This is a genomic window from Streptomyces sp. G7(2002) (genome assembly GCF_028870195.1).
In the GTDB taxonomy this organism is placed as follows: domain Bacteria; phylum Actinomycetota; class Actinomycetes; order Streptomycetales; family Streptomycetaceae; genus Streptomyces; species Streptomyces nigrescens.
In genome coordinates this window covers 8,554,205-8,577,091 of the sequence record NZ_CP102609.1, presented here as the reverse complement: position 1 = coordinate 8,577,091, position 22,887 = coordinate 8,554,205, and the positions used below count along the sequence as shown (strand labels likewise).

The window sequence follows — 22,887 nt, the reverse complement described above, 5'->3', positions numbered from 1 at the left end:
CGACAAGCAGCACGCAAGGGCCGGGGCCACTGCATTGCGCAGTGGCCCCGGCCCTTGCCGCATCCGCGGCCCCTCCGCCCGGCCGCCGGGCGCGCTCAGCCGGTGAGCGGCGGATCCTGGCGGCGCGGGGACGGGGGCTCGTCGTCGCGGATGACCTGGCCCTGGACGACCTTGCCGTCCGGCCGGTGCATCCGGGCCTGCTGGAACGCGTCACCGAACGAGCCCGGCGCGTAGCCCGACCGCCGGGACAGCAGCTTCTCGGCGCGGCGCCGGATCAGCTTTCCGGTCGGCGGGAAGAGGCAGAGCAGCCCCAGTGCGTCGGACACCAGCCCCGGCAGCATCAGCAGCAGCCCGCCGGCCATCGGGAGCGTATTGCCGCTGCCCGACGTCCCACTGCCCGACGTCCCGTTGCCGGATCTTCCGTTGCCGGACGGGGAGTTGCCGGGCGCCGCCGGGCCGCCGGCGGTCTGAAGGCTCTCGGTGAGGTTCCGCCAGGCGCGACGGCCGGCCCGCTTGGTCACATAACCGCCGACGATCACTCCGCCGACCAGCAGAAGCAGGACCGTCAGACCGTTGGTGGCACCGGCCACGACGGTCAGCAGCCAGATCTCCAGCACCATCCAGGCGGCGATGCCCAAGGGCACGAACCTACGGGCGCGCGAGCGCTGGGGCGGGCGGGGACTCGGCGATGGCGTGGCTCCGAACGACATGCCTCAAGTGTGCCTGGCCCGTCGGGCCGCCTTTCCCAAGGGTCGCCGGATTGATCAACTCCCGGCCACCGGGCCCCCGGGCCGGGGTCAGCGGCCGCGGATCTTGTCCACCCGTGAGCCGACACCCCAGGCCGTGACGCGCCACAGCGCCTCCACGACGATGTCCCGGCTCATCTTGCTGTCGCCGTACTCGCGCTCGACGAAGGTGATCGGGACCTCGACGACGTGATAGCCGGCCTGCACGGCGCGGCGGGCGAGGTCGACCTGGAAGCAGTAGCCCTGGGAGGCGACGTCGTCCAGGCCCAGCCCCTTGAGTGCCTCCGCGCGAAAGGCCCGGTAGCCGCCGGTGAGGTCGCGCAGCGGCAGATCCAGCGCCAGCCGGGAGTAGGTGCTGCCGCCGCGGGAGATGAGCTGGCGGTACTTGGGCCAGTTGACGGTACGGCCGCCGGGCACCCAGCGCGATCCGAGGACGAGATCGGCGCCCTTGAGGGCGGTGAGCAGCCGGGGCAGCTCCTCGGGCTGGTGCGAGCCGTCGGCGTCCATCTCGACCAGCACGCCGTAGCCGTTGTCGATGCCCCACCGGAAGCCGGCGAGATAGGCGGCGCCGAGGCCTTCCTTGCCCTTGCGGTGCAGGACATGGACCTGCTCGTCGTCGGCGGCCAGTTCGTCGGCCAGCTTGCCGGTGCCGTCAGGACTGTTGTCGTCCGCGACCAGGACATGTGCCTCCGGGACGGCGGACCGCACCCGCGAGACGATCGGCTTGATGTTCTCCGCCTCGTTGTACGTCGGAATGATCACCAACGTGGTGCCGAGCGGACCGTACTGCCGCTGACCGTCTGTCACTGCTGCCCCTTCTCGTCCTTCGTACGCCCACGCCGGCCGATGACTGCCGCGGCGGCGCAGGACAGAAGGCCCACGATAGCGAGCGCCCACTCAGGAGCGGCACCGACGCGGTCGGCGAGCGTCGTTTCGTCCCGCAGCGGAATCCGCGCGGAGACCACGCCCTGCGTGAACTCGGGGATCCGGTGGGTGACCGTGCCGTCGGGGGCGACCACCGCGCTGATTCCGCTGGTGGCGGCGGTGACCACGGCGCGGCCGTGTTCGACGGCGCGCAGCTTCGACATCGCCAGCTGCTGCTCGGGCTGGCCGGTGCGGCCGTAGGTGGCGTTGTTGGTCTGGATGACCAGGGCGCGGGCACCGGCGTCGACGGTGTCGTGGACGATCTCGTCGTAGGCGACCTCGAAGCAGATGACGTCGCCGAGCCGGGCGGGGCCGACCTTGAGCACGCCGGTGTGGTCACCGGGGTAGAAGTTGCGGGGCACCCGCTCGAAGCGCGTGATGATCTTGCTGAGCTGCTCCCGGAACGGCACGTACTCGCCGAACGGCACCGGGTGCTGCTTGGTGTAGGAGGCTCCCGGCCCCTTCTTCGGATCCCAGACGATGCCCTCGTTGAAGACATAGCCCTTCTTGGTGGGGTGGTCGACCAGGGCCCCGACGAGGACGGGCACGTTGATGGCCTTCACGGCCTCGTCGATCCGGTCGTACGCCTCCCGGTACTTGTACGGATCGAGGTCGGAGGAGTTCTCCGGCCAGATCACCAGGTCCGGCTTCTTGGCCCGGCCGGCCTTGACGTCCGCGGCGAGCTTCTCGGTGGCGGTGGCGTGGTTGTCGGTGATCATCATGGGGCGGCCCAGGAAGTCCATGCCGGGTGACTGGACGTTGCCCTGGACGACAGCGATGTCGACGGTGTCGTCGGCCTTCGTGGGAACGGGCACCAGCGCGCCGGCCAGGGTGACCGCGGCGGCGAGCCCGAACGTCTCCAGCGCCGGGACGGCCCGGCGCAGCGACCCGTTCTTGCGCAGCCCCCAGAGGGTGGCGGCGCAAGCGGCGAGCAGCGCCCCGGCCAGCGCGACGGCGAAGGTCACCAACGGGGCGCCGCCGAGCGCGGCGAGCGGGGTGAGCGGCGATCCGGTGTTCGCGAACGCCAGCCGGCCCCACGGGAAGCCGCCGAGCGGCAGCCGGTCGCGGGCCCACTCCTCGGCGACCCACAGACAGGCCGTCCACACCGGCCAGGCCGGCAGCCGGGAGGTGACGGCGAGCGCAGCGCCCAGCAGCGCCAGGAAGAACGCCTCGGCGATCGAGAGGCCCACCACCGCGTCCCAGCCGACGACATGCAGCCACTTCAGCAGGATCAGGAAGAACGGCAACCCGAACACGAAGCCCGTCCAGGCTCCCTGGCGGGCGGTCCGGCCACGGGTCAGCAGCGACAGCGCGGCGACGGACACCAGGGACAGCGGCCACAGGTCGTACGGCGGGAAGGCGAGTCCGAGCGCGAGGCCGGCGACGACCGCGAGGCCGCTGCGCGGCGCCTCACGGCGGGCCAGTGCGGCCAGACGCCGGGCGCGTCCGGGGCGGGCGGGCGCGGCGGCGGAGGCCGTCCCGGCGGGTGGCACCGGGCCGTCGGGCGTGGTGCCGCTGACGGCTTCTTCGGTGGTGTCGGAGCCCGATGGCACGGTCACGAGCCTTCCTGCAGGTCGAGCGGTAGTGAGCTGACCGTACATCGGGAGGCCGGGATTGCGGATGCGGGGTGCACAAAAGGTAAAGAGGCAGCGCCGGGAGCGTGCGCGCGGGATCATGTGCGGTGCGGATAGGGGCCCGGCGCCCTTCGGGCCGACCTGGGACCCGCTGGCTGCGGGTCGACCGAAAGCCGTTGTCTACTGAGCGTCCGGGCCCCACCCGGGTCGCACCCGCCGACCAGCCGAAACCTTCCGTCGCCCCGTGCCGCGGGTCCTGGACCTGGCTCCCAGTGGCGGTGTGCCCCAGTGGCGCACCGCCCCATGGCCCAGCTGCGTTCGACGACTGCGCGGAGATCTACCGGTCGGACGTCCTGTGGTGGACTCGGCCGAACCTACCGGCCGCCGACCGCCTGCTGTCAACAGGTGCTCCGCCTGCGTCGTTTTCGCGTCGCCCCAGGTCAGCCGCGAGCGCCCGCAGGTGGGCCAAGGAGCAGCAAGCACGGTCCGCGCCGGCACGTGCCCGCGTGATGTCACTCGTTCGGCGGCCCGAAGACCGTTCGCCCGCCGACGACCGTACGCAGGCATACCGGGAGGTCGTTGCCGGGGGTGAGATCGGGCAGGCCGGGGGTGCCGGAGCGGGGGTCGGTGGACCAGCGCTCCACCCTCTCGTCGGGCGCCTGGACGAGCAGCTCGCCGGTGCGCCAGACCGCGTAATCGGCGGGGGCGCCGGGCACCAGGACGCCCGCGTCGTCCCGGCCGATGGCGCGCCAGCCGCCGCGGGTGTGGGCGGTGAACGCGGCGCGGGCCGAGATGCCGTGGGCGCGGGTGCGGTGGAAGACGGCGGCCCGCACGGTGCCCCAGGGGTCGAGCGGGGTGACCGGGCTGTCGGAGCCGAGGGCGAGCGGGACCCCGGCCTTGAGCAGCGCGGCGTACGGGTTGAGGGTGCGGGCCCGGTCGACGCCGAGACGGGCGGCGTACATGCCGTCCTCGCCGCCCCACGCCGCGTCGAAGGCGGGCTGGACGGAGGCGGTCAGGGCCAGGTCGGCGAAGCCGGCGATGGTGTGGTCGGTGAGCATCTCGGCATGCTCGACGCGGTGGCGGGCGGCCCGGATACGGGCGAGGCCGAGGCGCTCGGCGGCGGCCCGTACCCCGTCGACGACGCCGGTCAGGGCCGCGTCGCCGATGGCGTGGAAGCCGGCCTGGAGTCCGGCCTCGGTGCAGGCGGCGACATGGGCGGCGACGGCCTCGGCGTCGAGGTGCGCGGTGCCGGTGTGGCCGGCGTCCACGTAGGGGGCGTGCAGATGGGCGGTGTGCGATCCGAGCGAGCCGTCGACGAAGAGATCGCCCGCGGCGCCGATGGCCCCGAGTTCGCGGATCCGCTGCGCGTCCTTTGCGGACGCGACCAGTTCGGCCCAGTAGCCGACGACGCGCGGGCCGTTCCCCTCCCGGGCCAGCGCGAGCAGCGCCGTGAAGTCGTCCTCACCGGAGATGTCCGGGCCCGCGCACTCGTGGACGCTGCCGATGCCGAGCGAGGCGGCGCGGGCGAGCGCGGCGGACTGGGCCTCGGCGCGCTGGGCGGGGGTGACGGTGGCGTACGCGGCCTGGCGCACCGCATGGTGGGCGTCACCGGTCAGCGGCGCGTCCGCCCGGAACCCGGCCAGCTCGCGCACCCCGGGGACCAGATCGAGCAGCGCCGTCGTCACGACCGCGGAGTGCACATCGACGCGGGTGAGGTAGAGCGGGCGGCCGCCGGTGGCCGCGTCCAGTTCCGCGCGGGACGGCGGGCGGCCCTCCGGCCAGGCGCTGGCGTCCCAGCCGTGTCCGAGCAGAATCCGGTCCGCCTCCCGCGCGGCCGCATAGCCTCGGATCCGGGCGAGGGCATCGGACAGGGTGGCCGCACCGGACAGATCGAGTCCGGTGAGCGCGAGCCCCGTCGCGGTGGTGTGCACATGTGCGTCCGTGAACGCCGGGGTGACGAGCGCACCGTCCAGCGGGACGACCTCGTCCACACCTTCGGCGAAGGAGTCGGCCGCGCCCTCCTCCCCGACCCAGGCGATGCGGTCGCCCTCGACGACCATGGCGGTGGCGAAGGGGTCCGCGGGGCTGTGCACCTCACCGCCGCGCAGCAGGACCGTACGGGGACGGGCCGGGCCGGAGGGGTGCTGTCGGACCGGATCGGGGGTGCGCTCGCTCATACCGGACAGTTTGACCCCTGTGCGCGGACGGGCCGCGCGCGGGGGGCGATCACCGGTCAGATGCGTGGCGGACGGGCCTCGTAGGGGGTGGAGAGCACGACCGTGGTGCGGGTCGAGACACCGGCGAGGGTTCTTATGCGGGTGAGCAGATGCTCCAGCTCCAAGGGGGTGGCGACCCGGACCTTGAGGATGTAGTTCTCGTCGCCCGCGACGCTGTGGCAGGCCTCCAGCTCGGGGACCTCGGCCAGGCGGTCGGCGATGTCGTCCGGTGCGCTGGGGTCGAAGGGTTTGACCGAGATGAAGGCGGTGAGCGGCAGGCCCACCGCTTCGGGGTCCACGATGGCGGCATAGCCCCGGATGACACCGCGCTGCTCCAGACGGCGCACCCGCTGGTGCACCGCCGAGGTGGACAGGCCGGTGGCCTTGCCCAGGTCGGTGTAGCTCATCCGCCCGTCCTTGACGAGCAGATCCACGATTTGTCGGTCCAACTCCTCCACGCTCTCAACCTACTGTGCGCGGGCGCGTATGCGCACCGCGCGCCGGATCGTGGACCCCCTTGCGCCGGGCCATGTGACCAATGCCACACGCGTGATCCGGTGTCGGTGGGGTGCCGGCGATTATGCGTGCGGCATGAAGGGAATTGCTGCTGGTGGCCGGGACCGCCCGTCACAGGAAGTCAGCGGTACGACTGGCCCACCCGAGGGGGATGGACATCATGCGACGCCTTGAGCAGGACTCCGCTGCCGCGAACATCGACGCCCAGGAGGGCGACAGTTCCGGCCTCTCCGGCGACGACGGTGCGTACGACTCTTTCGACACCTATGAGATCTACCGAGTGACCTGCCCCGACTGCCTGCAGCCGATCGCGCTGCTGGCGGACGAGGACACGCTCCCGGAGCACGCCCTGTGCGCCTCGCCGTGGAACCCGTTCGGGCTGACGGTGTGCCAGGGCTCCGGCCGGGCGGCGGCCGAGGCACCGGAGACCGAGGACACACTGGACGCCCAGGAGCAGGACGCCGCGGTGCTGCTGACGCTTCCGGAGAGCCTGGACTGGCGCCGTCAGCCGTTCTCGCACATCGGCGGACCCGGCACCCAGCCGGTCCGGGTGCCGAGGATGCGTCCGGGCGTCTGAGAGCCCGTAGGGCCTTTCCGGCCCGCAGAGCCTTCCGGGGGGCCGCGCTCACCAGTAGCGGCCCTCGATCATCGCCTCCAGCGCGTCCCGGTGGAGGATCAGCGCATCGGCGTCGGCCGGGACCGGTATCTCGCCGAAGTGGACCTGGCGGTAGGCCACTCGCAGCATCACGATGGCGTGCCGCAGGGCCGCGTAGAGGGTGTGGAAGTCCATGTCGCGGGGCGGGTGCCCGGTGAGCGCGGCATAGCGGCTCTCGACGCGGTCGCGGCTCAGGAAGTCGGGCAGTCCCGGTTTGCCGCCGGACTCGGTGAGGTCCTGGAAGAAGCGGTGGAGAAAGACCATCCAGCCCAGGTCGAGTTCGCGGGGGCCGAGGGCGGCCATCTCCCAGTCGAGGACGGCGGCAGGTTCGAACCCGTCGTAGACGATATTGCCGATCCGGGCGTCACCCCAGGTCAGAACGGTCTCGCCGGGGTCCGACGGCCAGCGGTCGGCCAGCCGGGCGAAGCCACGCTCGATGAGCGGGGAGCGCGGACGGCCGTCAATGACCCAGGAGTAGTAGGCACGTTGGGCCTCGACATGACGGTGCAGCGCGCCACCGGTGCCGGGAGTGGCCAGGAAGTCGGCCGCGGCGGGCGGGACTTGGCCGTGCAGCCGGGCGAGGACCGAGACGCTGGCGGCTTCCAGGTGGTCGCGCTGGGCGTCGGTGGCGTCGTGCAGCCAATTCCCCTCGTACGTATAGGGCATGACGTCCGGTGGGACGCGGCCGTCGGCGCGGGCCATGACGAAGAACGGCGCGCCGAGGTGTGCCGGGTCCTCCTCCAGCCAGAGGGTGCGGGGCACCGGGAGGTCGGTGTGGTCGGCGACCAGGCGCATGGTGCGGTACTGCCGGGCCATGTCGTAGCGCGGGAAGACGGTGTACGCGGCGGGGTCGGCGGCGAGGCGTAGTGCGCAGGACGGCACCGGCGGTTCGGGGTGTTCGATGTCGAAGAGCAGCGTCTCGCTGGACATGCCGTTGGAGTCCGGGACGGTCGCGGCGACGGCGCGGGCGCCGGGCAGCCGGGTGCCGAGCCAGGCGGTGAGCCGGCGGGTGAGGGCTTCGGGGTCGCGGGTGGTGGTGCGGGGGCGCCGCCCTGCGGGCGCTCCCCCGGGGTGGTTTCCGTCGGGGCCCGCGGCGGGCGGCGGATGCGGTGTCATCGGCCGGCCTCCCGCGCGACGGAGTCATACCCGGTGAAGCCGCTGGGGTCGTGCCGGCCGAAGCTTCCGTGCTCGAAGATGCCGTAGCCGGTGCGGCCTTCGAGGGTGAAGCGGGCGGCGTGGTCGGTGACCCCGTATGCGGCGAGCGGATGTGCCGCCGGGTCGGTGAGGTCGTAACTGCGGCGGTCGGTCCAGCCTCGGCCCCGCCAGGTGCCGTGCTGCCAGTCGTCGGCGGGAGGGTAGCCGGCCCCGAGGGCGAGGGGCGAGGAGGTGAGGATCTCCGCGGTGAGTTCCAGGGGCTCGCGGCCGGGGCCGGTGAGGTGGATGACGGCGCGTTCGGGGTGGCGGGTGCCGGGGCGGTAGCCGATGTCCGTGTGCGGCCAGCCGAGTTGGACCTCGCGGGCGTCGTCGTGGACCACGAGGGCCTCGTTGAGGGTGCGATGGCCGTCGGCGTCCTCCTGGACGATGACCATCACAAAGCGGTCGTCGAAGCGCACCGGGCACCAGACCCAGTGGAAGCCCTCGGGCCGCAGCTCCTCCGCGGCCCGTCCGCCGTCCTCACCGGGTATCGGGCGGACGCCCCAGCTGCGGTCGCGGGTGCCGGTCCACTCCCCCGCCGTGACGGCGAGCTCCTGGCCGGCGACGCGGATGCTGCCGGTGCAGGTGCCCGCCTGGACGAACCGCCGGCCTTCCAGCATCAGCCGGTCGCCGCGGTACTGGGTGTGGTGCGGCTCCCAGGTGGCGGGAAACGCCGCGTGCCAGGTCAGGTCGTAGGCCAGGCCGTCCGGGTCGGCGGGGTCCGCGGCACAGGTCAGCCGCAGCCGGGCGAGCGGCTCCTCGACGGTGATGGTGAGCGGGCCGACGGTGAGCGCGAGGCGGTCGTCGGTGAGCGCGTCGGAGGCCCGTACGGCATACAGCCGTTCGCCGAGGCGGAGGGTGGCATAGGCGTCGATGACGCCGGTGTTGGGGTAGACACCGAGGCCGGCGATCAGCAGGGCGCGGCCGGAGTGGTCCATGACGTGGAAGATGCACCGGTCGTAGGCGTTGCGGTCGCCGGTGGCGACATACCGCAGGGACAGCGGGACCTGGTGGATCGGGTACTCGTCGAGCGCGATCGGGCGGTCGGGCACGGTCTCCTCCTGGGCGCGCGGACGGCAGGGCGTCACCTCGGACACGACGCCCGCGAACGGGAGTTGACGGTACGTCAGCTCTGAACGGACGGCCAGACCCGGAATGGGAAGTAGGGGACAGCAGCGCACTTCGCCTATTACCGTCACCTGGTCGACTCGCCACTGATCCCTGGAGCCACGGTGACCTCACGATCTCTGCGCTGTCTGCGCTGCGCCCGCCCCTCGGAGGGTCTCGACGGCTGCCGGACCTGCGCCGCGGAGAGCATCGGCGCCATTGCGATGCCGCCGCTCGCGGATCTGGCCGGCGTGGACCTCAGCAGCTATCCCGGCGGTCCGTGGGGCTGCCGGCGGCCCTGCCGGTGTCCGGTCCGCCGGTCACGCTGGGCGAGGGCAACACCCCGGTCGTCCGGCTGCGGAACGGCCCGGACCGAGCAGGGGCGAACGCGGCGATGGCGCGGGCGGTCGAGCAGCCCGGCCGGTACCCGCTGACCAGCTACTCCTCCCCCTCGCCGGGCGGGAATCCTCCCCCGAGCTCTCAACCCCGTTCGAGCAGGGGGGATCCCCATGCCAACGAGGGGTACAAGCCGGTCGCCTACGAGCTGGCGCGGGACTTTTCCAGGCGGCAGCTCGACATGGTGGTGGTGCCCACCAGCCGGGCGGATCTGCTGGCCGGAATCGGCCGCGGCTTCCGGGAGTTGGCGGCCGCCGGGCTGATCGGCCGGGAGCCCCGGCTGGTGGCCGCGGAAACGGCCGCCGCGGCACCGTTCACCGCCGCGCTGCGCCACCCGGACCGCGCGGACCAGGAGCGTACGCGGGTGACGGGCGGGCCGACGGTGGCCTTCTCCCTCGGCGAGGAGCGGCCGTGCCGGCAGGGGCTCGACGCGCTGTGGCGCGGCAGAGGCACGGCGGTCGCGGTGGACGACGAGGCGATCATGGCCGGACACCGGAGGCCGGCGGCGGGCCTGCTCCTGGAGCCGTCGTCCGCCGTCGCGTCCGCCGTGGTGCGGGCACAGGCCCGTACCTCCGGCGGGCTGGTGGTCGCGATCGGGACGGCGACGGGGCTCAAGGGGCTGGTGGGCTGACACCGGGCCCCGGCCGGGCGGGAAGCCGCGGGGTGGGCGGGGGCGTCCCGCCCACCCCGACGCGCTCAGCGCTGCTCGGGGCCCGCGAGATGGCGGGCGATGACCATCCGCTGGATCTGGTTGGTGCCCTCGACGATCTGCAGGACCTTGGCCTCGCGCATGAAGCGTTCGGCCGGGAAGTCGAGGGTGTAGCCGTAGCCGCCGAGGAGCTGGACGGCGTCGGTGGTCACCCGCATCGCGGTGTCGGTGCAGAACAGCTTGGCCATCGCCGCTTCCTTGGAGAACGGCAGACCGGCGTCGCGCAGCCGGGCGGCGGTGAGGTAGAGCGCGCGGCCCGCCTCGATCTGGGTCGCCATGTCGGCGAGCATGAAGCGCAGGCCCTGGAAGTCGGCGATGGGGCGGCCGAATTGCTGTCGTTCGGCGGTGTACGCGAGCGCCTCGTCCAGCGCCGCCTGGGCGACGCCGATGGCACAGGCCGCGATGCCCAGACGCCCGGAGTCCAGCGCGGACAGGGCGATGGCGAAGCCCTGCCCCTCGTCCCCGAGGCGGCGCGAGTCGGGGATACGGACGGCGTCGAAGTGCAGCTGGGCGGTCGGGGAGCCCTTCATGCCCATCTTGCGCTCGGGCGCCGCGGCACTCAGCCCCTCGGCGTCACCGGGCACCAGGAAGGCGGTGATGCCATGGGCGCCGCTGCCGCCGGTGCGGGCCAGCACGGTATAGAAATCGGCCACGCCACCGTGGGTGGTCCAGGCCTTGGTGCCCTCCAGCGTCCAGACGTCGCCCTCCCGGGTGGCCCGGGTGGTCAGGGAGGCGGCGTCGGAGCCCGAGGAGGGCTCGGAGAGGCAGTACGCACCCAGCAGTCCGCCGCCGAGCATGTCCGGAAGGTGTTCGGCGCGCTGCTCCTTGCTGCCGTATCCGGCGAGCGCATGACAGGCGAGGGTGTGCACGCTGACGCCGAGGCCGACGGTGAGCCGGGCGGCGGCGAGCTCCTCCAGGACCTGGAGGTACACCTCGTACGGCTGGCCGCCACCGCCGAATTCCTCGTCATAGGGCAGCGACAGCAGTCCGGCTTCCGACAGCAGGGTGAAGGTCGCGCGCGGGAAGTGCCCGGCGTCCTCCTCCTCGGCGGCCGTTGGCCGGATCTCGCGCTCGGCGAGCTCGCGTACGAGCGTCAACAGGTCACGGGCTTCTTCGGTGGGCAGCCTGCGGTCCACCGGCCGGGGGCCGTACTCGGTCATGGCGGCGCTCTCCTCCCTGTCGGGCGCTGCGGCGACACGCGCGGGGTGGGCGGCGGCGCCGGTTTCCGTAGTGCCAGGCCGATGATCGCGTTCCGGGTCTCGGAAGGCGATGACCTGCGACTGTGGCGCTAGGAGTATGCCCGATCGGAGGCTCCGCGTCACGGGTTGATCATCACGGGCTGCGGAGATCCGGCCCGCGCGTACCGACCGGCCGGGAAATTGGTCCGAACCATTGACTCACTGGTCTAGTCCTTCTACCTTCTCCTTCAACGTTCAACGCGTTCATGCCAATTCGGAACGCAGGTCAGGATCTCCCCCCAGGGGGTGTCCGCGGCGCCCCCGTCATCCGCCCGGAGAACGGGCCGTCCGGGAGTGTGCGGGCACCCCCACCCCCCTCCGAGGAGACGACATGCTCAGACCGCACCGGATGCGCTCACCGCGCAGAGTGCTCGCCGCCGTCACCGCGCTGTGTACGGCGGCGCTGGCCGGCACCCTGCTCGCCGGACCGGCCTCCGCCGGCCCCGCGAACGCCCCCACCGCACCGCGCGCCGCGGCCCCGGCAGCCACCGCCGCGGGCGGCAAGGTCGTCGGATACTTCACCAACTGGGGCGTCTACGACCGCAATTACCACGTCAAGAACATCGAGACGTCGGGCTCGGCGGCCAAGCTGACGCACATCAACTACGCCTTCGGCAACGTCCAGGGGGGCAAGTGCGCCATCGGCGACTCCTACGCCGACTACGACAAGGCGTACACCGCCGACCAGAGCGTCGACGGCACGGCGGACACCTGGGACAACGGCGCGCTGCGCGGCAACTTCAACCAGCTCAGAAAGCTCAAGAAGCTGCATCCGAACCTCAAGGTGATCTGGTCGTTCGGCGGCTGGACCTGGTCGGGCGGCTTCGGCGAGGCCGCCAAGAACCCGGCCGCCTTCGCGCAGTCCTGCTACGACCTGGTCGAGGACAAGCGCTGGGCGGATGTCTTCGACGGAATCGACATCGACTGGGAGTACCCCAACGCCTGCGGTCTGACCTGCGACACCAGCGGCAGGGACGCCTTCACCGACGTGCTGAAGGCGCTGCGGTCGAAGTTCGGCCAGAGCAATCTGGTGACCGCGGCGATCACCGCGGACGCCTCGGCCGGCGGCAAGATCGACGCTGCCGACTACGCGGGCGCGGCCCAGTACGTCGACTGGTACAACCCGATGACCTACGACTACTTCGGCGCCTGGGACGCCAAGGGCCCGACGGCCCCGCACTCCCCGCTGACGTCGTACAGCGGCATCCCGAAGGCCGGCTTCAACAGCACCGACACCCTCGCCAAGCTCAAGGGTCTCGGCGTTCCGGCGAGCAAACTGCTGCTGGGCATCGGCTTCTACGGCCGCGGCTGGTCGGGCGTCACCCAGGACGCACCGGGCGGTACGGCGACCGGCGCGGCACCGGGCAAGTACGAGGCCGGGATCGACGACTACAAGGTGCTCAAGAGCCGTTGCCCGGCCACCGGCAAGGTGGGCGGCACCGCCTACGCCAAGTGCGGCGACCAGTGGTGGAGCTATGACACCCCGGAGACCATCGGCACGAAGATGGCCTTCAAGGACGCACAGGGGCTGGGCGGCACGTTCTTCTGGGAGCTGAGCGGCGACACCACCAACGGTGAGCTGATCAAGGCGATCAAGTAGCGGCAGCGGGCTCGGAGCCGGGCGGGCGGGAGGCAGCGGCCTCCCGCCCGCTCTCCGTCCAGCGGCACCGCGTGATGCCTCCCCCACGGGCGGCCGGGGCGGCGCCGGAGCGCGGCGGCGCGCGCTCCTCCACCGCGCCCCCGAACGCCCCCGCGGGGTTTACGGCCCCGCCCCGTACGAGCACCATCGGCCGTACGGGAGCAGGAGCCGCACCGGAGAGGTGACACGTGGTCAACCCTTGGCTGGCGATGGAGACCGGAGCCGATCCGGTGGAGCGCACCCGCACGGTGCGCAGGGCGCATGCGGCGTTCCTGGCCGACGGGACCGTCGCGCCGCCGGTGCGTCAGGTCGTCGCCGATTCCTGGCGCCGTTCCGCCGAGGCCCACGCGGCGGCGGACGGCGCCGCGCCCATCGAGCTGGACGAGGCCACGCTGAGCGCCTACCGGGACGGGCATCCGCTGGCCCGCGCCATGCCGGTCTTCCGGGAGCTGCTGGGCAGCTTCGCGCAGGACGGCGCGCATCTGCTGGCCGTCTGCGATCCGCAGGGCAGGCTGCTGTGGGTGGAGGGGCACCGCGGGGTGCGGCGCAGTGCCGAGCGGATGAACTTCGTCGTCGGTGCCCGCTGGGACGAACGGCACGCCGGCACCAATGCCCCGGGCACCGCCCTCGCCGCCGACCACGCCGTACAGATCTTCGCCACCGAGCACTACAACCGGCAGGTGCAGCGCTGGAGCTGTGCCGCCGCCCCGCTGCACGATCCACGGACCGGCCGGCTGCTGGGCGCGGTGGACCTCACCGGCGGGGACCATGTGGCGAGTCCGCACAGCCTGGCCCTGGTGCAGGCCACCGCCCGTGCCGCGCAGGCCCATCTCGCATCGGGCGTACCGGAGTTGGGCGTCTGCCTGTCGGCGCTCGGCCGGGACGAGGCGCTGCTGGTCATGGACGGGGAGCGGCTGCGGCTCGGGCGCCGGCACAGCGAGATCATGATGCTGCTGGCCCGGCACCCCGAGGGACTGACGGGCGATCAGCTCTCGGTGCTGCTGTACGGCGAGCGCGAGATGCGCCCGGTGACGCTGCGGGCCGAGCTGTCCCGGCTGCGGCAGCTGGTGGGCGCGCTGCTGCATTCCCGTCCGTACCGGCTGAGCAGGCCCGTCGAGACCGATCTGGACGCGGTCGAGGAGGCCCTGGCGGCCGGCGAGGTGCGCTCCGCGCTGAACGCCTACCGGGGTCCGCTGCTGCCGTTGTCGGAGGCGCCCGGTGTGCAGCGGCTGCGCGGCGCGCTGGCGGACGCGATGCGGTCCGCGCTGCTCGGCGCCCGCGATCCAGGCCTGCTGCGCGAGTGGTCACGCACCTCCTGGGGCGAGGACGACCTGGAGATCTGGGAGGCGCTGGTGGACGCCCTGCCGGAGCGCTCCCCGGCCCGCAGCGCACCGATGGCCACCGCGCACCGGCTGCGCGCGGCGTACGGCCTGACCAGCGGTGACCTTGGTGCGGTGGGCGCACCGGCCGCCGCGCGCGTCGCAACGTTCGCGCAACCTCCCCGGCTCTAGCCTGCGCTCAACGCCCGTCACACGGGGTGGCGGGCACCGCGCCGAGAGCGATTGGGAGGCCGCACCATGGCCCGTTACGCCAGCCCGGGTTCCGCCGATGCCGTGATGAGCTATCTGCCCCGCTACGACCACTGGATCGGCGGCGAGTACGTGGCGCCCGCGTTGGGCCGGTACTTCGAGAACCCGACCCCGGTCAACGGAGCGCCGTTCACCGAGGTCGCCCGCGGCACCGCCGAGGACGTCGAGCGCGCCCTGGACGCGGCCCACGCTGCCGCCCCCGGCTGGGCCCGCACCTCCGCCGCCGAACGCGCCGGCGTCCTCAACAAGATCGCCGACCGGATGGAGCAGAATCTGGAGGCGCTGGCGGTCGCGGAGAGCTGGGAGAACGGCAAGCCCGTACGGGAGACGCTGGCGGCCGACATCCCGCTCGCCATCGACCACTTCCGCTACTTCGCGGGCGCCATCCGCGCCCAGGAGGGCTCGCTGTCGGAGATCGACGAGGACACCGTCGCGTACCACTTCCACGAGCCGCTCGGCGTGGTCGCCCAGATCATCCCCTGGAACTTCCCCATCCTGATGGCGACCTGGAAGCTCGCCCCGGCCCTGGCCGCCGGCAACGCGGTGGTCCTGAAGCCGGCCGAACAGACCCCCGCCTCGGTGCACTTCTGGATGAGCCTGATCGCTGACCTGCTGCCGCCCGGCGTGGTCAACATCGTCAACGGCTTCGGCGCCGAGGCCGGCAAGCCGCTGGCGTCCAGCCCCCGGGTCGCCAAGGTCGCCTTCACCGGCGAGACCACCACCGGCCGCCTGATCATGCAGTACGCGTCCGAGCACCTGCGCCCGGTGACCCTGGAACTGGGCGGCAAAAGCCCCAACATCTTCTTCGACGATGTCTCGTCCGCCGCGGACGACTTCCACGACAAGGCGCTGGAAGGCTTCACCATGTTCGCCCTCAACCAGGGCGAGGTGTGCACCTGTCCGTCCCGGGCGCTGATCCAGCGCGGGCACTACCAGGACTTCCTGGAGGCCGGTGTGGCACGCACGGAGAAGATCGTCCAGGGGCACCCGCTGGACACCGACACCATGATCGGCGCCCAGGCCTCCAACGACCAGCTGGAGAAGATCCTCTCCTACCTGGACATCGGCCAGAAGGAAGGCGCCCGCATCCTGACCGGCGGCTCACGCGCCGAACTGGGCGGCGAGTTGGAGGGCGGCTACTACGTCCGCCCGACGATCTTCGAGGGCAACAACGACATGCGCGTCTTCCAGGAGGAGATCTTCGGCCCCGTGGTGGCCGTGGCACCGTTCAGCGACTTCGACGACGCCATCGGCATCGCCAATGACACGCTCTACGGCCTGGGCGCGGGCGTCTGGACCAGGGACGGCTCCACCGCCTACCGCGCAGGCCGCGCCATCCAGGCCGGACGCGTATGGACCAACTGCTACCACGCCTACCCGGCCCACGCGGCCTTCGGCGGCTACAAGCAGTCCGGAATCGGCAGGGAGACCCACAAGATGATGCTGGATCACTACCAGCAGACGAAGAACCTGCTGGTGTCGTACTCCCCGAAGAAGCTCGGGTTCTTCTAGACGCCAAAATGGGGCGCCTGACCAGGGCAGATGCCCGGCAGGCGCCCTTGTCGGGATACGCCTGGGCCACGAGACGAAATTCGGCCTTACTCCCGATTCCTCCCACCGCTACCCCACGCCTGACCAGTTGTTTCCGGGGCATTTCCGGGCCAGGTGCGCCCTCAGGCAGCCGCCCGCGCATCCTCGCACTCGTCCCACCGCTGCATGGAGTCCTCGATCAGAACTGGACGCTGTGCACGAGCGGTTCGTGCATCGGTCTTCCAGGACGGAGCCGCGGGAGTCGGCGCTTGCCTACACGCGGGGATCGATCTCTCCGCTGGAGCGCAACGACTGGACACTGGCCGAACAGGCCGGTCACTCCGCTCCGGACCCTATCCATCGACTGCTGAACCGGATCGAGTGGGAAGCCGATGAGGTCCGCGACGATGTGCGCGACCTTGTCGTCGAGAACCTCGGCGACCCCGAGGCCCTCTCATCGTGGACGACACCGGCTTCCTGAAGAAGGGGAGCCGTTCGGCAGGGATGCAGCGGCAGTACTCCGGGACCGCGGGACGCACGGAGAACTGCCAGGTCGGCGTCTTCCTCGCCTGTGCAGCCGGCGGCGGCTGGACACTGATCGACCGCCGTTGTATCTGCCCACCTCCTGGACGGACGACCGAGAGAGGTGCCGCCAGGCCGGTATCGACGACACGGTCGGCTTCGAGACCAAGGTCGTCATCGCCAAGAAGATGCGCCGTGCGATCGCGGACAAGATCCCGTTCCGGCGACCTGCCACGGCAGAAGTGGGAACGCCACTCGTGCGGGAACGGCGCCCATGGGCTGCGGGTCTTCGACTGGGCGCGTGTCGAAGTCCGTCCCTGGCACCGCAGGACCGCCGACACCGGGTTGTTGCCCGTCGCAGTGTCAGCCGGCCCGAGGAGATCTCTTACTACATCGCCTACTGCCCAGCCGGTGCCACCTTGGATGAGTTGATCCATATCGCCGGCAGCCAGCTGGCCGTCGAAGCATGCTTCCAGACGGCGAAGCAGGAGTGCGGCCTGGACGACTACCAAGTCCGCCGCTACCCAGGCTGGCACCCTGGCCATGACTGCCCACCCTTGTCTGACCGTCAGTCAGAGAGTTCTCATGTCCGGGCCGGCATCGCGAGGTCGGCACGGCTCGGGCGCTCAGGGCCCGATGCCGGGCAACCGAGCGCCCGGCCGACCGGGATCTCGCTGCTCCGGCCCGGCTGCGGCGCCCGCCCGGACGCGGCGGGCGCGGGTGGGTCAGACGCCGGGTGGGGAGACGTAGGTGAACGATCCCGATGAACTGCCGCCGGGGGTGGTGACGGTGACGTCGAAGGTGCCCTCGGTGGCGCTGGGCGGCGACACGGCGGTCACGGTGGTGTCGGAGATGACCGCGAAGGGCGCCGGCGTGCCGTTGAAGGTGACCTGTTCGGTGTAATTCAGGCCGGTGCCGGTGATCGTCACCCCGGTGCCGCCGGTGGTCGGTCCCGCGCTGGGGCTGACGTCCGTGATGGTGGCCTGGTCGACGTAGGTGTAGAACGGGCCGTCGGCGCTCCCGCCGCTGGTGATCACGGTGACGACGACGGCGCCCGGGGCCGGGGCATGGGCGGCTCTGACGGTGACCTGGGTGTTGGAGACACTCTGGATGACGGCTCGGGTGGTGCCGAAGTACACGTCGATCGCTCCGGCGAGGTTGCGGCCGGTGATGACGATCTCCTGGTCGCTGCCCGAGACGGGGCCGGCGTCGGGGCTGATGCCGGTGAGGGCGGGCGCCGGCATGTAGTAGAAGGACCCGAGGGTGCCGGTGCCGCCCGCGGTGGTGACCGTCACGGGGACGACACCGGCGCCGGCGGGGGAGGTGACGGTCACCGATGTCGCCGTATTGGCGGTGATCACGGCCTGGGCGGTGCCGAAGTGCACGGCGGTGGCGTTGGCCAGGTGGTGACCGGTCAGTGTCACAGTGGTTCCGCCTGCCATGAGCCCCTGGTCGGGGATCACGGTCGTCGCCATGACTTCGACGGTGCCGGCATCGACGTTGCCCACATAGGCGCGTGTCCCATCGGGGAAGACGGCGATGCCGGTGGGGCCGTCTCCCGCGCTGATGTTCTCGACGACGGTGCGGGTGGCGGTGTCGATCACACTCACCGTGTCCGGTCCGGAATTCGGCACGTACAGATGCGCGCCGTCGGGGCTCAGCGCCGGGAAGCGAGGCTGGGCGCTGACGCCGATGTTGTCGATGGTGGTGTTCGTGGCGGTGTCGATCACGCTCACCGTGGAGCTGCCGGCGTTCGTGACGTAGACGCGGGCCCCGTCGGAGCTGACCGCCAGCAGGATGGGGACGTCGCCGGCGAGGATCGTGGCGACGACGGTGTCGGTGGCGGTGTCGATCGCGCTGACGGAACCCGAGAAACTCGCCACATAGGCGCGGGTCCCGTCAGGGGTGACAATCACGCCGGTCGGCCCGGTCCCGACGGTCACGGTGCCGGTGACGGTGTTGGTGGCGGTGTCGATCACACTCACCGAATCGGTGGTCTGCCGCGTCACATAGACGCGCGTCCCGTCCGGGGTGACCGCCGCCATCGTCGCCCCGGCCCCTACGGGGATGTCCGTGACGAGGGTATTCGAGGCGAGGTCGAACACGCTGACCAGACCGTCGTCGAAGACGGCCACATAGGCGCGGGTCCCGTCGGGACTGATCGCCACGTCGGTGGGACCGGCCCCCGTAGCGATGGTGTCGATCACAGTGTTCGTGGCGGTGTCGATCACGCTCACCGTGTTCGAGCCCCGGTTGGCCACATAGACGCGGGCCCCGTCCGGGGTGAGGGTAATCCCCTCCGGGGTGTCCCCCACGGGAATAACAGCGCCTGCGGCAAACGCGGCATTCAATGCGGCGTAGGGTGCCCGGGCATGCCGCGAAGATGGTGACGCTAAGGCGAACATGACACTCCCCAAAGAAGGCGGGACGATCTTTGTCCCGCGCATGGAAATGTCTGCTCCGCCGCATGGGCAAACAGCGAGCAGTCAACCGGCCGCGAATCCGGCCAGCGAAATACACACGCAAACGGAGAATAACCTCCCGGGGAAAGTATTTAAAGGTCGCACGATATCTCGGATAATCACTTTAAGACGCAGGGCGGGCAGGCCCGGCCGCGACCCATCGGGCGGACGGGGCTGCCGCCTGGCACTTCGCGTCCTGCCCGCCGCATCAAACCTGATGCGCCGTCAGATTCATGATCTCAGGGACCACTTACGGGAATCGCAAGGTCGCCGTCGCCGGAGTCGCCCTGTCCGATTGCGGACGCGTGGACCAGGCCACCCCGTACGCCCTGCACGCCCAGGCCGCCCGCCGGGCACTCGCCGACAGCGGGCTGGACCGGTCGGTGATCGACGGCTTCGCCTCGGCCGGTCTGGGCACCCTCGCACCCGTCGAGGTCGCCGAATATCTGGGCCTGCACCCCACCTGGGTCGACTCGACCGCGGTCGGCGGCGCCACCTGGGAAGTGCTCGCCGCGCACGCCGCCGACGCGATCGCCGCCGGCCATGCCAACGCCGTACTCCTCGTCTACGGCTCCACCGCCCGCGCCGACATCAAGGCCAAGCGCCGCACCTCGAACCTCTCCTTCGGCACCCGTGGCCCACTCCAGTTCGAGGTCCCCTACGGGCACACCCTGATCGCCAAATACGCCATGGCCGCCCGCCGCCATATGCACCAATACGGCACCACCCTGGAACAGTTGGCCCAGGTCGCGGTCCAGGCACGCGCCAACGCGGCGGGCCGGCCGCCTGCCACCCGGGGATGCGGGGCTGTTCCTGCTGGTCGAGGCGGTACGCCAGCCCCGCGGCGAGGCCGGCCCCGGACCGCCAGGTCCGGAAGACCGACGGCGCGCTGCCCCGGCAAACACCGTTGCAGTACTAGCACTCCTGCGGTCGGCGGACCTCACCCGTGCCCAGTGTGATCACGGCCCGCGGCCGCATGGGCCCCTCGCCGCGTCGGGAGAGCAGGACCACCTCCTCGACCACCGCCGACAGCGCGCCGAGCCGGACGGCACACTCAGCGGCCAGGCGCATCGGGTCCTGGGTGCGGCCGAGGGACAGATGCGGGGTGAAGCGGCCGGCGCGCCCGTGGCAGAGCGGGAACCGCAGTCCCAGCTCCCGGTGGAGACGTGCCCACGGCGCCGGGTCCGCCGCAGCCGGATCGAGCCACAACGTCGCGTGGTGCCGGTGCCGGAAGTACCGCACTCCGGCCAGGCGCGCCGTGAACGCCGTGCTCTGCGCCACCCCGGCGGAGAGCAGCGGCACGGCCCGCGCAAACGCTTCCTCCGGCACGAAGCCGAACAGCAGGTTCACGTGCGGCGGCCACCGCCGTACCTGCGGATCGTGCTCCCAGCGGATGTCCTGAATCACCGGCCAGAGCTTCCGCGGCGGCAGCCACGCCACTGCCGTCCGGGCCGTTGGTGCCACTTCGAGCGCATCTGCCGGCTCGGCCCCGCCGAAATCCGGATTCCCGTTCACATGGCCATGGTCCCAAAACGGGCTCGGAAAACCGCCCAGAGCTTCTCCGAAGGGCCACGCGCCGAGGTATGGCCTGATACTCGGCACCGCCCACCTGTCGTCTCCGCCCCGTCCTGAGGGTCACGGCACACTCTGCCGACCGCTTTCTCACCCGACCCATCGGACACGCCCTAACTGCCGCCCCCGCTGAAACCACGCACACCACAAGCTCCTCGACGCCTGGCTCCTCGTGCTCTGCACCGCTTGCGGAGACACGGCAAAGCTCACGGTCCTGGAGCGGATGAATGTGCGCTCCGTACGACCTGAGCTGCTGGACCGGATGCATGACAACACCTGGCCTGGCAGCCGAGTTGCTCCAGGATCCGGTCGTGCGGCGCCGTCATCGCATCGCCCCCGACTGGGACAACGCCTGGCGCCTCGACACCGGCGGATCGGATCACCTGGACCGCGAGGTGATCGACGTCTCGGTCCGCTTCGCGGCGCGGATCCCTGTCCGGCCGGTGCGACTGATCGCTGAAGGAGATCCGCCGGACAGGCCCTAGCTGTGCTGTCCCGGCACGTTGGTGACGGGCGACATTCCTTCACGGTGCTTGAACGAGGTGAGGGCCTTCTGGCTCGGTGGGGATTGCGACATCTACCGCCGAGTGCAGGAGGCCCTCATGTCCCACCGTAACGCCCCGCTGACGCCGACCGGCAGGCTGCGTCTGGCCCGGTGCGTCGTGGATGACGGCTGGCCGTTGCGCCGTGCCGCGGAACGGTTCCAGGTCAGCCACACGACAGCTGCACGCTGGGCCGGCCGCTACCAACTGCATGGTCACGCGGGGATGGAGGACCGCTCCAGCAGTCCTCACCATCAGCCTCGCCGCGCGTCTGCAGCGGTGGAGGAGAAGGTCGTCAGGTTGCGCCGCGAGCACCGGATCGGCCCGCTGCGACTGGCCGCTCGCGCAGGCGTCGCCGCTTCCACCGCCCACCGGATTCTCAAACGCCACGGCCTGCCGCCCCTGGCCGCGCTGGACCGGGCCACCGGCCAGCCCGTGCGCCGCTACGAGCGGTCCCGGCCAGGCGAATTGATCCACGTCGACGTCAAAAAACTCGGCCGCATTCCCGACGGCGGCGGCCACAAAGTCCTCGGCCGGGCAGCCGGACGCAAGAACCGCAACGGAGCCGGGCTCGCCTACCTGCACACCGCCCTGGACGACCACTCCCGTCTCGCCTACACCGAAGACCTGCCCGACGAGAAGGCGGCCACCTGCGCGGGCTTCCTCACCCGCGCGGCGGCCTGGTTCGCCGCCCGCGGCGTCACCGTCGAACGCGTGCTCACCGACAACGCCTGGGCCTACACCAAGAACACCTGGCGCCGGACCTGCCGCGACCTGGGCATCCAACCGCGCTGGACGCGTCCCTGGCGGCCCCAGACCAACGGCAAGGTCGAGCGCTTCCACCGCACCCTGCTCGACGAATGGGCCTACCACCGGCCCTACACCTCACACGCCGAACGGCAGGCAGCGTTTCCCGACTGGCTGGACTGGTACAACTACCACCGACCCCACACCGGAATCAGCGGCCACACCCCAGCCAGCCGCGTCACCAACCTCCCCGGACAACACACCTAGCGCGCTCCCCGGGGAAATCCTCGTGGCCGCTGCCCCACAGGCCCCGAACCCAGTGCACCGCGTGGCTCTTCAATAACGATCGGCCCGTGCTGACCGGGCCTCGAAGACGTTGAGCGGCCAGGTCGAAGACAGTGTCCTTGACCTGGCCGCCCAGGTCACAGCCCTGCTTGATCGGCGAGCTTGAGATAACCGCCAGCGCGGCGAAGACGTGGAAGACCAGGCGCCCGCCGGGGGTGGTGGTGTCGAGGGCTTCGTGCAGGCTCTGAAAGCCGATCTCTCGTCTCCAAAGCCCGCCGACGATGGAGATCAGGTCCTGGATCGTGCGACCGAGCCTGTCCAGGGCCGGGACGACGAGGGTGTCCCCGGGGCGCAGGTGGTCCAGCGCGGCCCACAGCTCCTCGCGCTCCGCGTTCTTGCCGGACTTCTTGCCGGACTTCTTGCCGGCGAAGGTCCGCGCACATCCGGCAGCCTCCAGGGCAGCGATCATCTGATCGAGCAGCTGGCCCTTGGTGGATACCCGGGCGTATCCGATCCGGGCGCCGGCTGCGGACGCGAGGAGTGCCGCCAGGGGCGGCGAAAAACTTGGTGTGCGGGGCCGGCGGAACCGGGTAATGTCTTTGTCATGTTCTTCCAGACGCCGATTTACGAGTGAGAGCGTGATGGGCCCCTGCTGACGTCCTTCGACGTCGCCGCGCCCGTCCCCCACCGATGAATCCGTAGATCACTTCACACCATTCCGGGA

17 protein-coding genes and 3 pseudogenes are annotated in these 22,887 nt (G+C 71.3%); 9 read left to right on the top strand and 11 right to left on the bottom strand.

Going from position 1 to position 22,887, the window contains the following annotated elements:
* Positions 1 to 95 precede the first annotated feature (95 nt).
* The 5 genes from fxsA to NUT86_RS36800 all read right to left on the bottom strand — a co-directional run bounded on the left by fxsA (position 96) and on the right by NUT86_RS36800 (position 5,918).
* Positions 96 to 710 (bottom strand): FxsA family membrane protein, encoded by a 615-nt coding sequence (fxsA, locus tag NUT86_RS36820; RefSeq protein ID WP_274739719.1) that lies wholly within the window; start codon positions 708 to 710, stop codon positions 96 to 98.
* An 87-nt stretch (positions 711 to 797) separates the two neighbouring features.
* Positions 798 to 1,553, bottom strand: coding sequence for a polyprenol monophosphomannose synthase (locus NUT86_RS36815; protein WP_018092427.1), 756 nt, complete (start codon positions 1,551 to 1,553; stop codon positions 798 to 800).
* The gene (gene lnt, locus NUT86_RS36810; protein ID WP_202466395.1) at positions 1,550 to 3,271 is read right to left on the bottom strand and encodes an apolipoprotein N-acyltransferase; all 1,722 of its coding nucleotides are present in this window, start codon (positions 3,269 to 3,271) and stop codon (positions 1,550 to 1,552) included. The genes NUT86_RS36815 and lnt overlap by 4 nt, the downstream gene beginning before the upstream one ends.
* A 485-nt stretch (positions 3,272 to 3,756) precedes the next feature.
* A complete protein-coding gene (locus NUT86_RS36805) occupies positions 3,757 to 5,421 on the bottom strand; it encodes an amidohydrolase (RefSeq protein WP_266450769.1) in 1,665 nt (554 codons plus the stop codon).
* A 56-nt stretch (positions 5,422 to 5,477) separates the two neighbouring features.
* A complete protein-coding gene (locus tag NUT86_RS36800; RefSeq protein ID WP_026170119.1) occupies positions 5,478 to 5,918 on the bottom strand; it encodes an Lrp/AsnC family transcriptional regulator in 441 nt (146 codons plus the stop codon).
* A 209-nt stretch (positions 5,919 to 6,127) separates the two neighbouring features.
* Here NUT86_RS36800 and NUT86_RS36795 point away from each other — a divergent pair, with 209 nt between their 5' ends.
* Positions 6,128 to 6,553 (top strand): hypothetical protein, encoded by a 426-nt coding sequence (locus NUT86_RS36795; RefSeq protein ID WP_266450764.1) that lies wholly within the window; start codon positions 6,128 to 6,130, stop codon positions 6,551 to 6,553.
* Positions 6,554 to 6,601: 48 nt separating this feature from the next.
* Here NUT86_RS36795 and NUT86_RS36790 read toward each other — a convergent pair whose 3' ends face one another.
* Entirely contained in the window at positions 6,602 to 7,747 is a 1,146-nt protein-coding gene (locus tag NUT86_RS36790; protein ID WP_274739709.1) for a phosphotransferase family protein, read from the bottom strand.
* Positions 7,744 to 8,877, bottom strand: coding sequence for a hypothetical protein (locus NUT86_RS36785; protein WP_274739708.1), 1,134 nt, complete (start codon positions 8,875 to 8,877; stop codon positions 7,744 to 7,746). The genes NUT86_RS36790 and NUT86_RS36785 overlap by 4 nt, the downstream gene beginning before the upstream one ends.
* 335 nt (positions 8,878 to 9,212) lie before the next feature.
* Between NUT86_RS36785 and NUT86_RS36780 the strand changes: the two genes are divergently transcribed.
* Entirely contained in the window at positions 9,213 to 9,959 is a 747-nt protein-coding gene (locus tag NUT86_RS36780) for a pyridoxal-phosphate dependent enzyme (RefSeq protein WP_274739706.1), read from the top strand.
* A 65-nt stretch (positions 9,960 to 10,024) separates the two neighbouring features.
* Here the strand turns inward: NUT86_RS36780 and NUT86_RS36775 are convergent, their stop codons facing one another.
* The gene (locus NUT86_RS36775; protein ID WP_159484559.1) at positions 10,025 to 11,197 is read right to left on the bottom strand and encodes an acyl-CoA dehydrogenase family protein; all 1,173 of its coding nucleotides are present in this window, start codon (positions 11,195 to 11,197) and stop codon (positions 10,025 to 10,027) included.
* A 409-nt stretch (positions 11,198 to 11,606) separates the two neighbouring features.
* Between NUT86_RS36775 and NUT86_RS36770 the strand changes: the two genes are divergently transcribed.
* The 4 genes and pseudogenes from NUT86_RS36770 to NUT86_RS36755 all read left to right on the top strand — a co-directional run.
* Positions 11,607 to 12,875 (top strand): glycoside hydrolase family 18 protein, encoded by a 1,269-nt coding sequence (locus NUT86_RS36770; protein WP_274739704.1) that lies wholly within the window; start codon positions 11,607 to 11,609, stop codon positions 12,873 to 12,875.
* 227 nt (positions 12,876 to 13,102) lie between these two features.
* Entirely contained in the window at positions 13,103 to 14,425 is a 1,323-nt protein-coding gene (locus NUT86_RS36765; RefSeq protein ID WP_159484563.1) for a GAF domain-containing protein, read from the top strand.
* Positions 14,426 to 14,491: 66 nt separating this feature from the next.
* Complete coding sequence (gene adh / locus NUT86_RS36760) at positions 14,492 to 16,015, top strand: aldehyde dehydrogenase (protein WP_159484565.1); 1,524 nt, start codon at positions 14,492 to 14,494, stop codon at positions 16,013 to 16,015.
* Positions 16,016 to 16,238: 223 nt separating this feature from the next.
* Positions 16,239 to 17,125 (top strand): annotated as a pseudogene (locus tag NUT86_RS36755) (IS701 family transposase); the annotation flags it as partial.
* A 155-nt stretch (positions 17,126 to 17,280) separates the two neighbouring features.
* Here NUT86_RS36755 and NUT86_RS36750 read toward each other — a convergent pair.
* Positions 17,281 to 18,870, bottom strand: coding sequence for an IPT/TIG domain-containing protein (locus NUT86_RS36750; protein WP_274739702.1), 1,590 nt, complete (start codon positions 18,868 to 18,870; stop codon positions 17,281 to 17,283).
* 380 nt (positions 18,871 to 19,250) lie between these two features.
* Here NUT86_RS36750 and NUT86_RS36745 point away from each other — a divergent pair.
* Positions 19,251 to 19,808 (top strand): annotated as a pseudogene (locus NUT86_RS36745) (acetyl-CoA acetyltransferase); the annotation flags it as partial.
* A 124-nt stretch (positions 19,809 to 19,932) separates the two neighbouring features.
* On the opposite strand, the gene NUT86_RS36740 reads toward NUT86_RS36745, so the two are convergent.
* Positions 19,933 to 20,457, bottom strand: coding sequence for a 2'-5' RNA ligase family protein (locus tag NUT86_RS36740; RefSeq protein ID WP_018088770.1), 525 nt, complete (start codon positions 20,455 to 20,457; stop codon positions 19,933 to 19,935).
* 268 nt (positions 20,458 to 20,725) lie between these two features.
* On the opposite strand from NUT86_RS36740, the pseudogene NUT86_RS36735 reads away from it, so the two are divergent.
* Both NUT86_RS36735 and NUT86_RS36730 read left to right on the top strand, forming a co-directional pair.
* Positions 20,726 to 21,053: pseudogene (locus tag NUT86_RS36735) on the top strand (DUF1062 domain-containing protein); the annotation flags it as partial.
* Positions 21,054 to 21,191: 138 nt separating this feature from the next.
* Complete coding sequence (locus tag NUT86_RS36730) at positions 21,192 to 22,145, top strand: IS481 family transposase (protein WP_274732567.1); 954 nt, start codon at positions 21,192 to 21,194, stop codon at positions 22,143 to 22,145.
* On the opposite strand, the gene NUT86_RS36725 is transcribed toward NUT86_RS36730, so the two are convergent.
* Positions 22,117 to 22,851, bottom strand: a complete 735-nt coding sequence (locus NUT86_RS36725) for a recombinase family protein (RefSeq protein WP_274739700.1) — start codon at positions 22,849 to 22,851, stop codon at positions 22,117 to 22,119. The two genes, NUT86_RS36730 and NUT86_RS36725, sit on opposite strands and share 29 nt — an antisense overlap.
* Between the last annotated feature and the right edge of the window lie 36 nt (positions 22,852 to 22,887).

What these genes read in the sequence shown, in the direction of transcription:
- fxsA (WP_274739719.1), bottom strand. Translation starts at nt 710, where the DNA reads ATGTCGTTCGGAGCCACGCCATCGCCGAGTCCCCGCCCGCCCCAGCGC.
- lnt (WP_202466395.1), bottom strand. Translation starts at nt 3,271, where the DNA reads ATGTACGGTCAGCTCACTACCGCTCGACCTGCAGGAAGGCTCGTGACC.
- NUT86_RS36805 (WP_266450769.1), bottom strand. Translation starts at nt 5,421, where the DNA reads ATGAGCGAGCGCACCCCCGATCCGGTCCGACAGCACCCCTCCGGCCCG.
- NUT86_RS36795 (WP_266450764.1), top strand. Translation starts at nt 6,128, where the DNA reads ATGGACATCATGCGACGCCTTGAGCAGGACTCCGCTGCCGCGAACATC.
- NUT86_RS36790 (WP_274739709.1), bottom strand. Translation starts at nt 7,747, where the DNA reads ATGACACCGCATCCGCCGCCCGCCGCGGGCCCCGACGGAAACCACCCC.
- NUT86_RS36775 (WP_159484559.1), bottom strand. Translation starts at nt 11,197, where the DNA reads ATGACCGAGTACGGCCCCCGGCCGGTGGACCGCAGGCTGCCCACCGAA.
- NUT86_RS36770 (WP_274739704.1), top strand. Translation starts at nt 11,607, where the DNA reads ATGCTCAGACCGCACCGGATGCGCTCACCGCGCAGAGTGCTCGCCGCC.
- adh (WP_159484565.1), top strand. Translation starts at nt 14,492, where the DNA reads ATGGCCCGTTACGCCAGCCCGGGTTCCGCCGATGCCGTGATGAGCTAT.
- NUT86_RS36730 (WP_274732567.1), top strand. Translation starts at nt 21,192, where the DNA reads ATGTCCCACCGTAACGCCCCGCTGACGCCGACCGGCAGGCTGCGTCTG.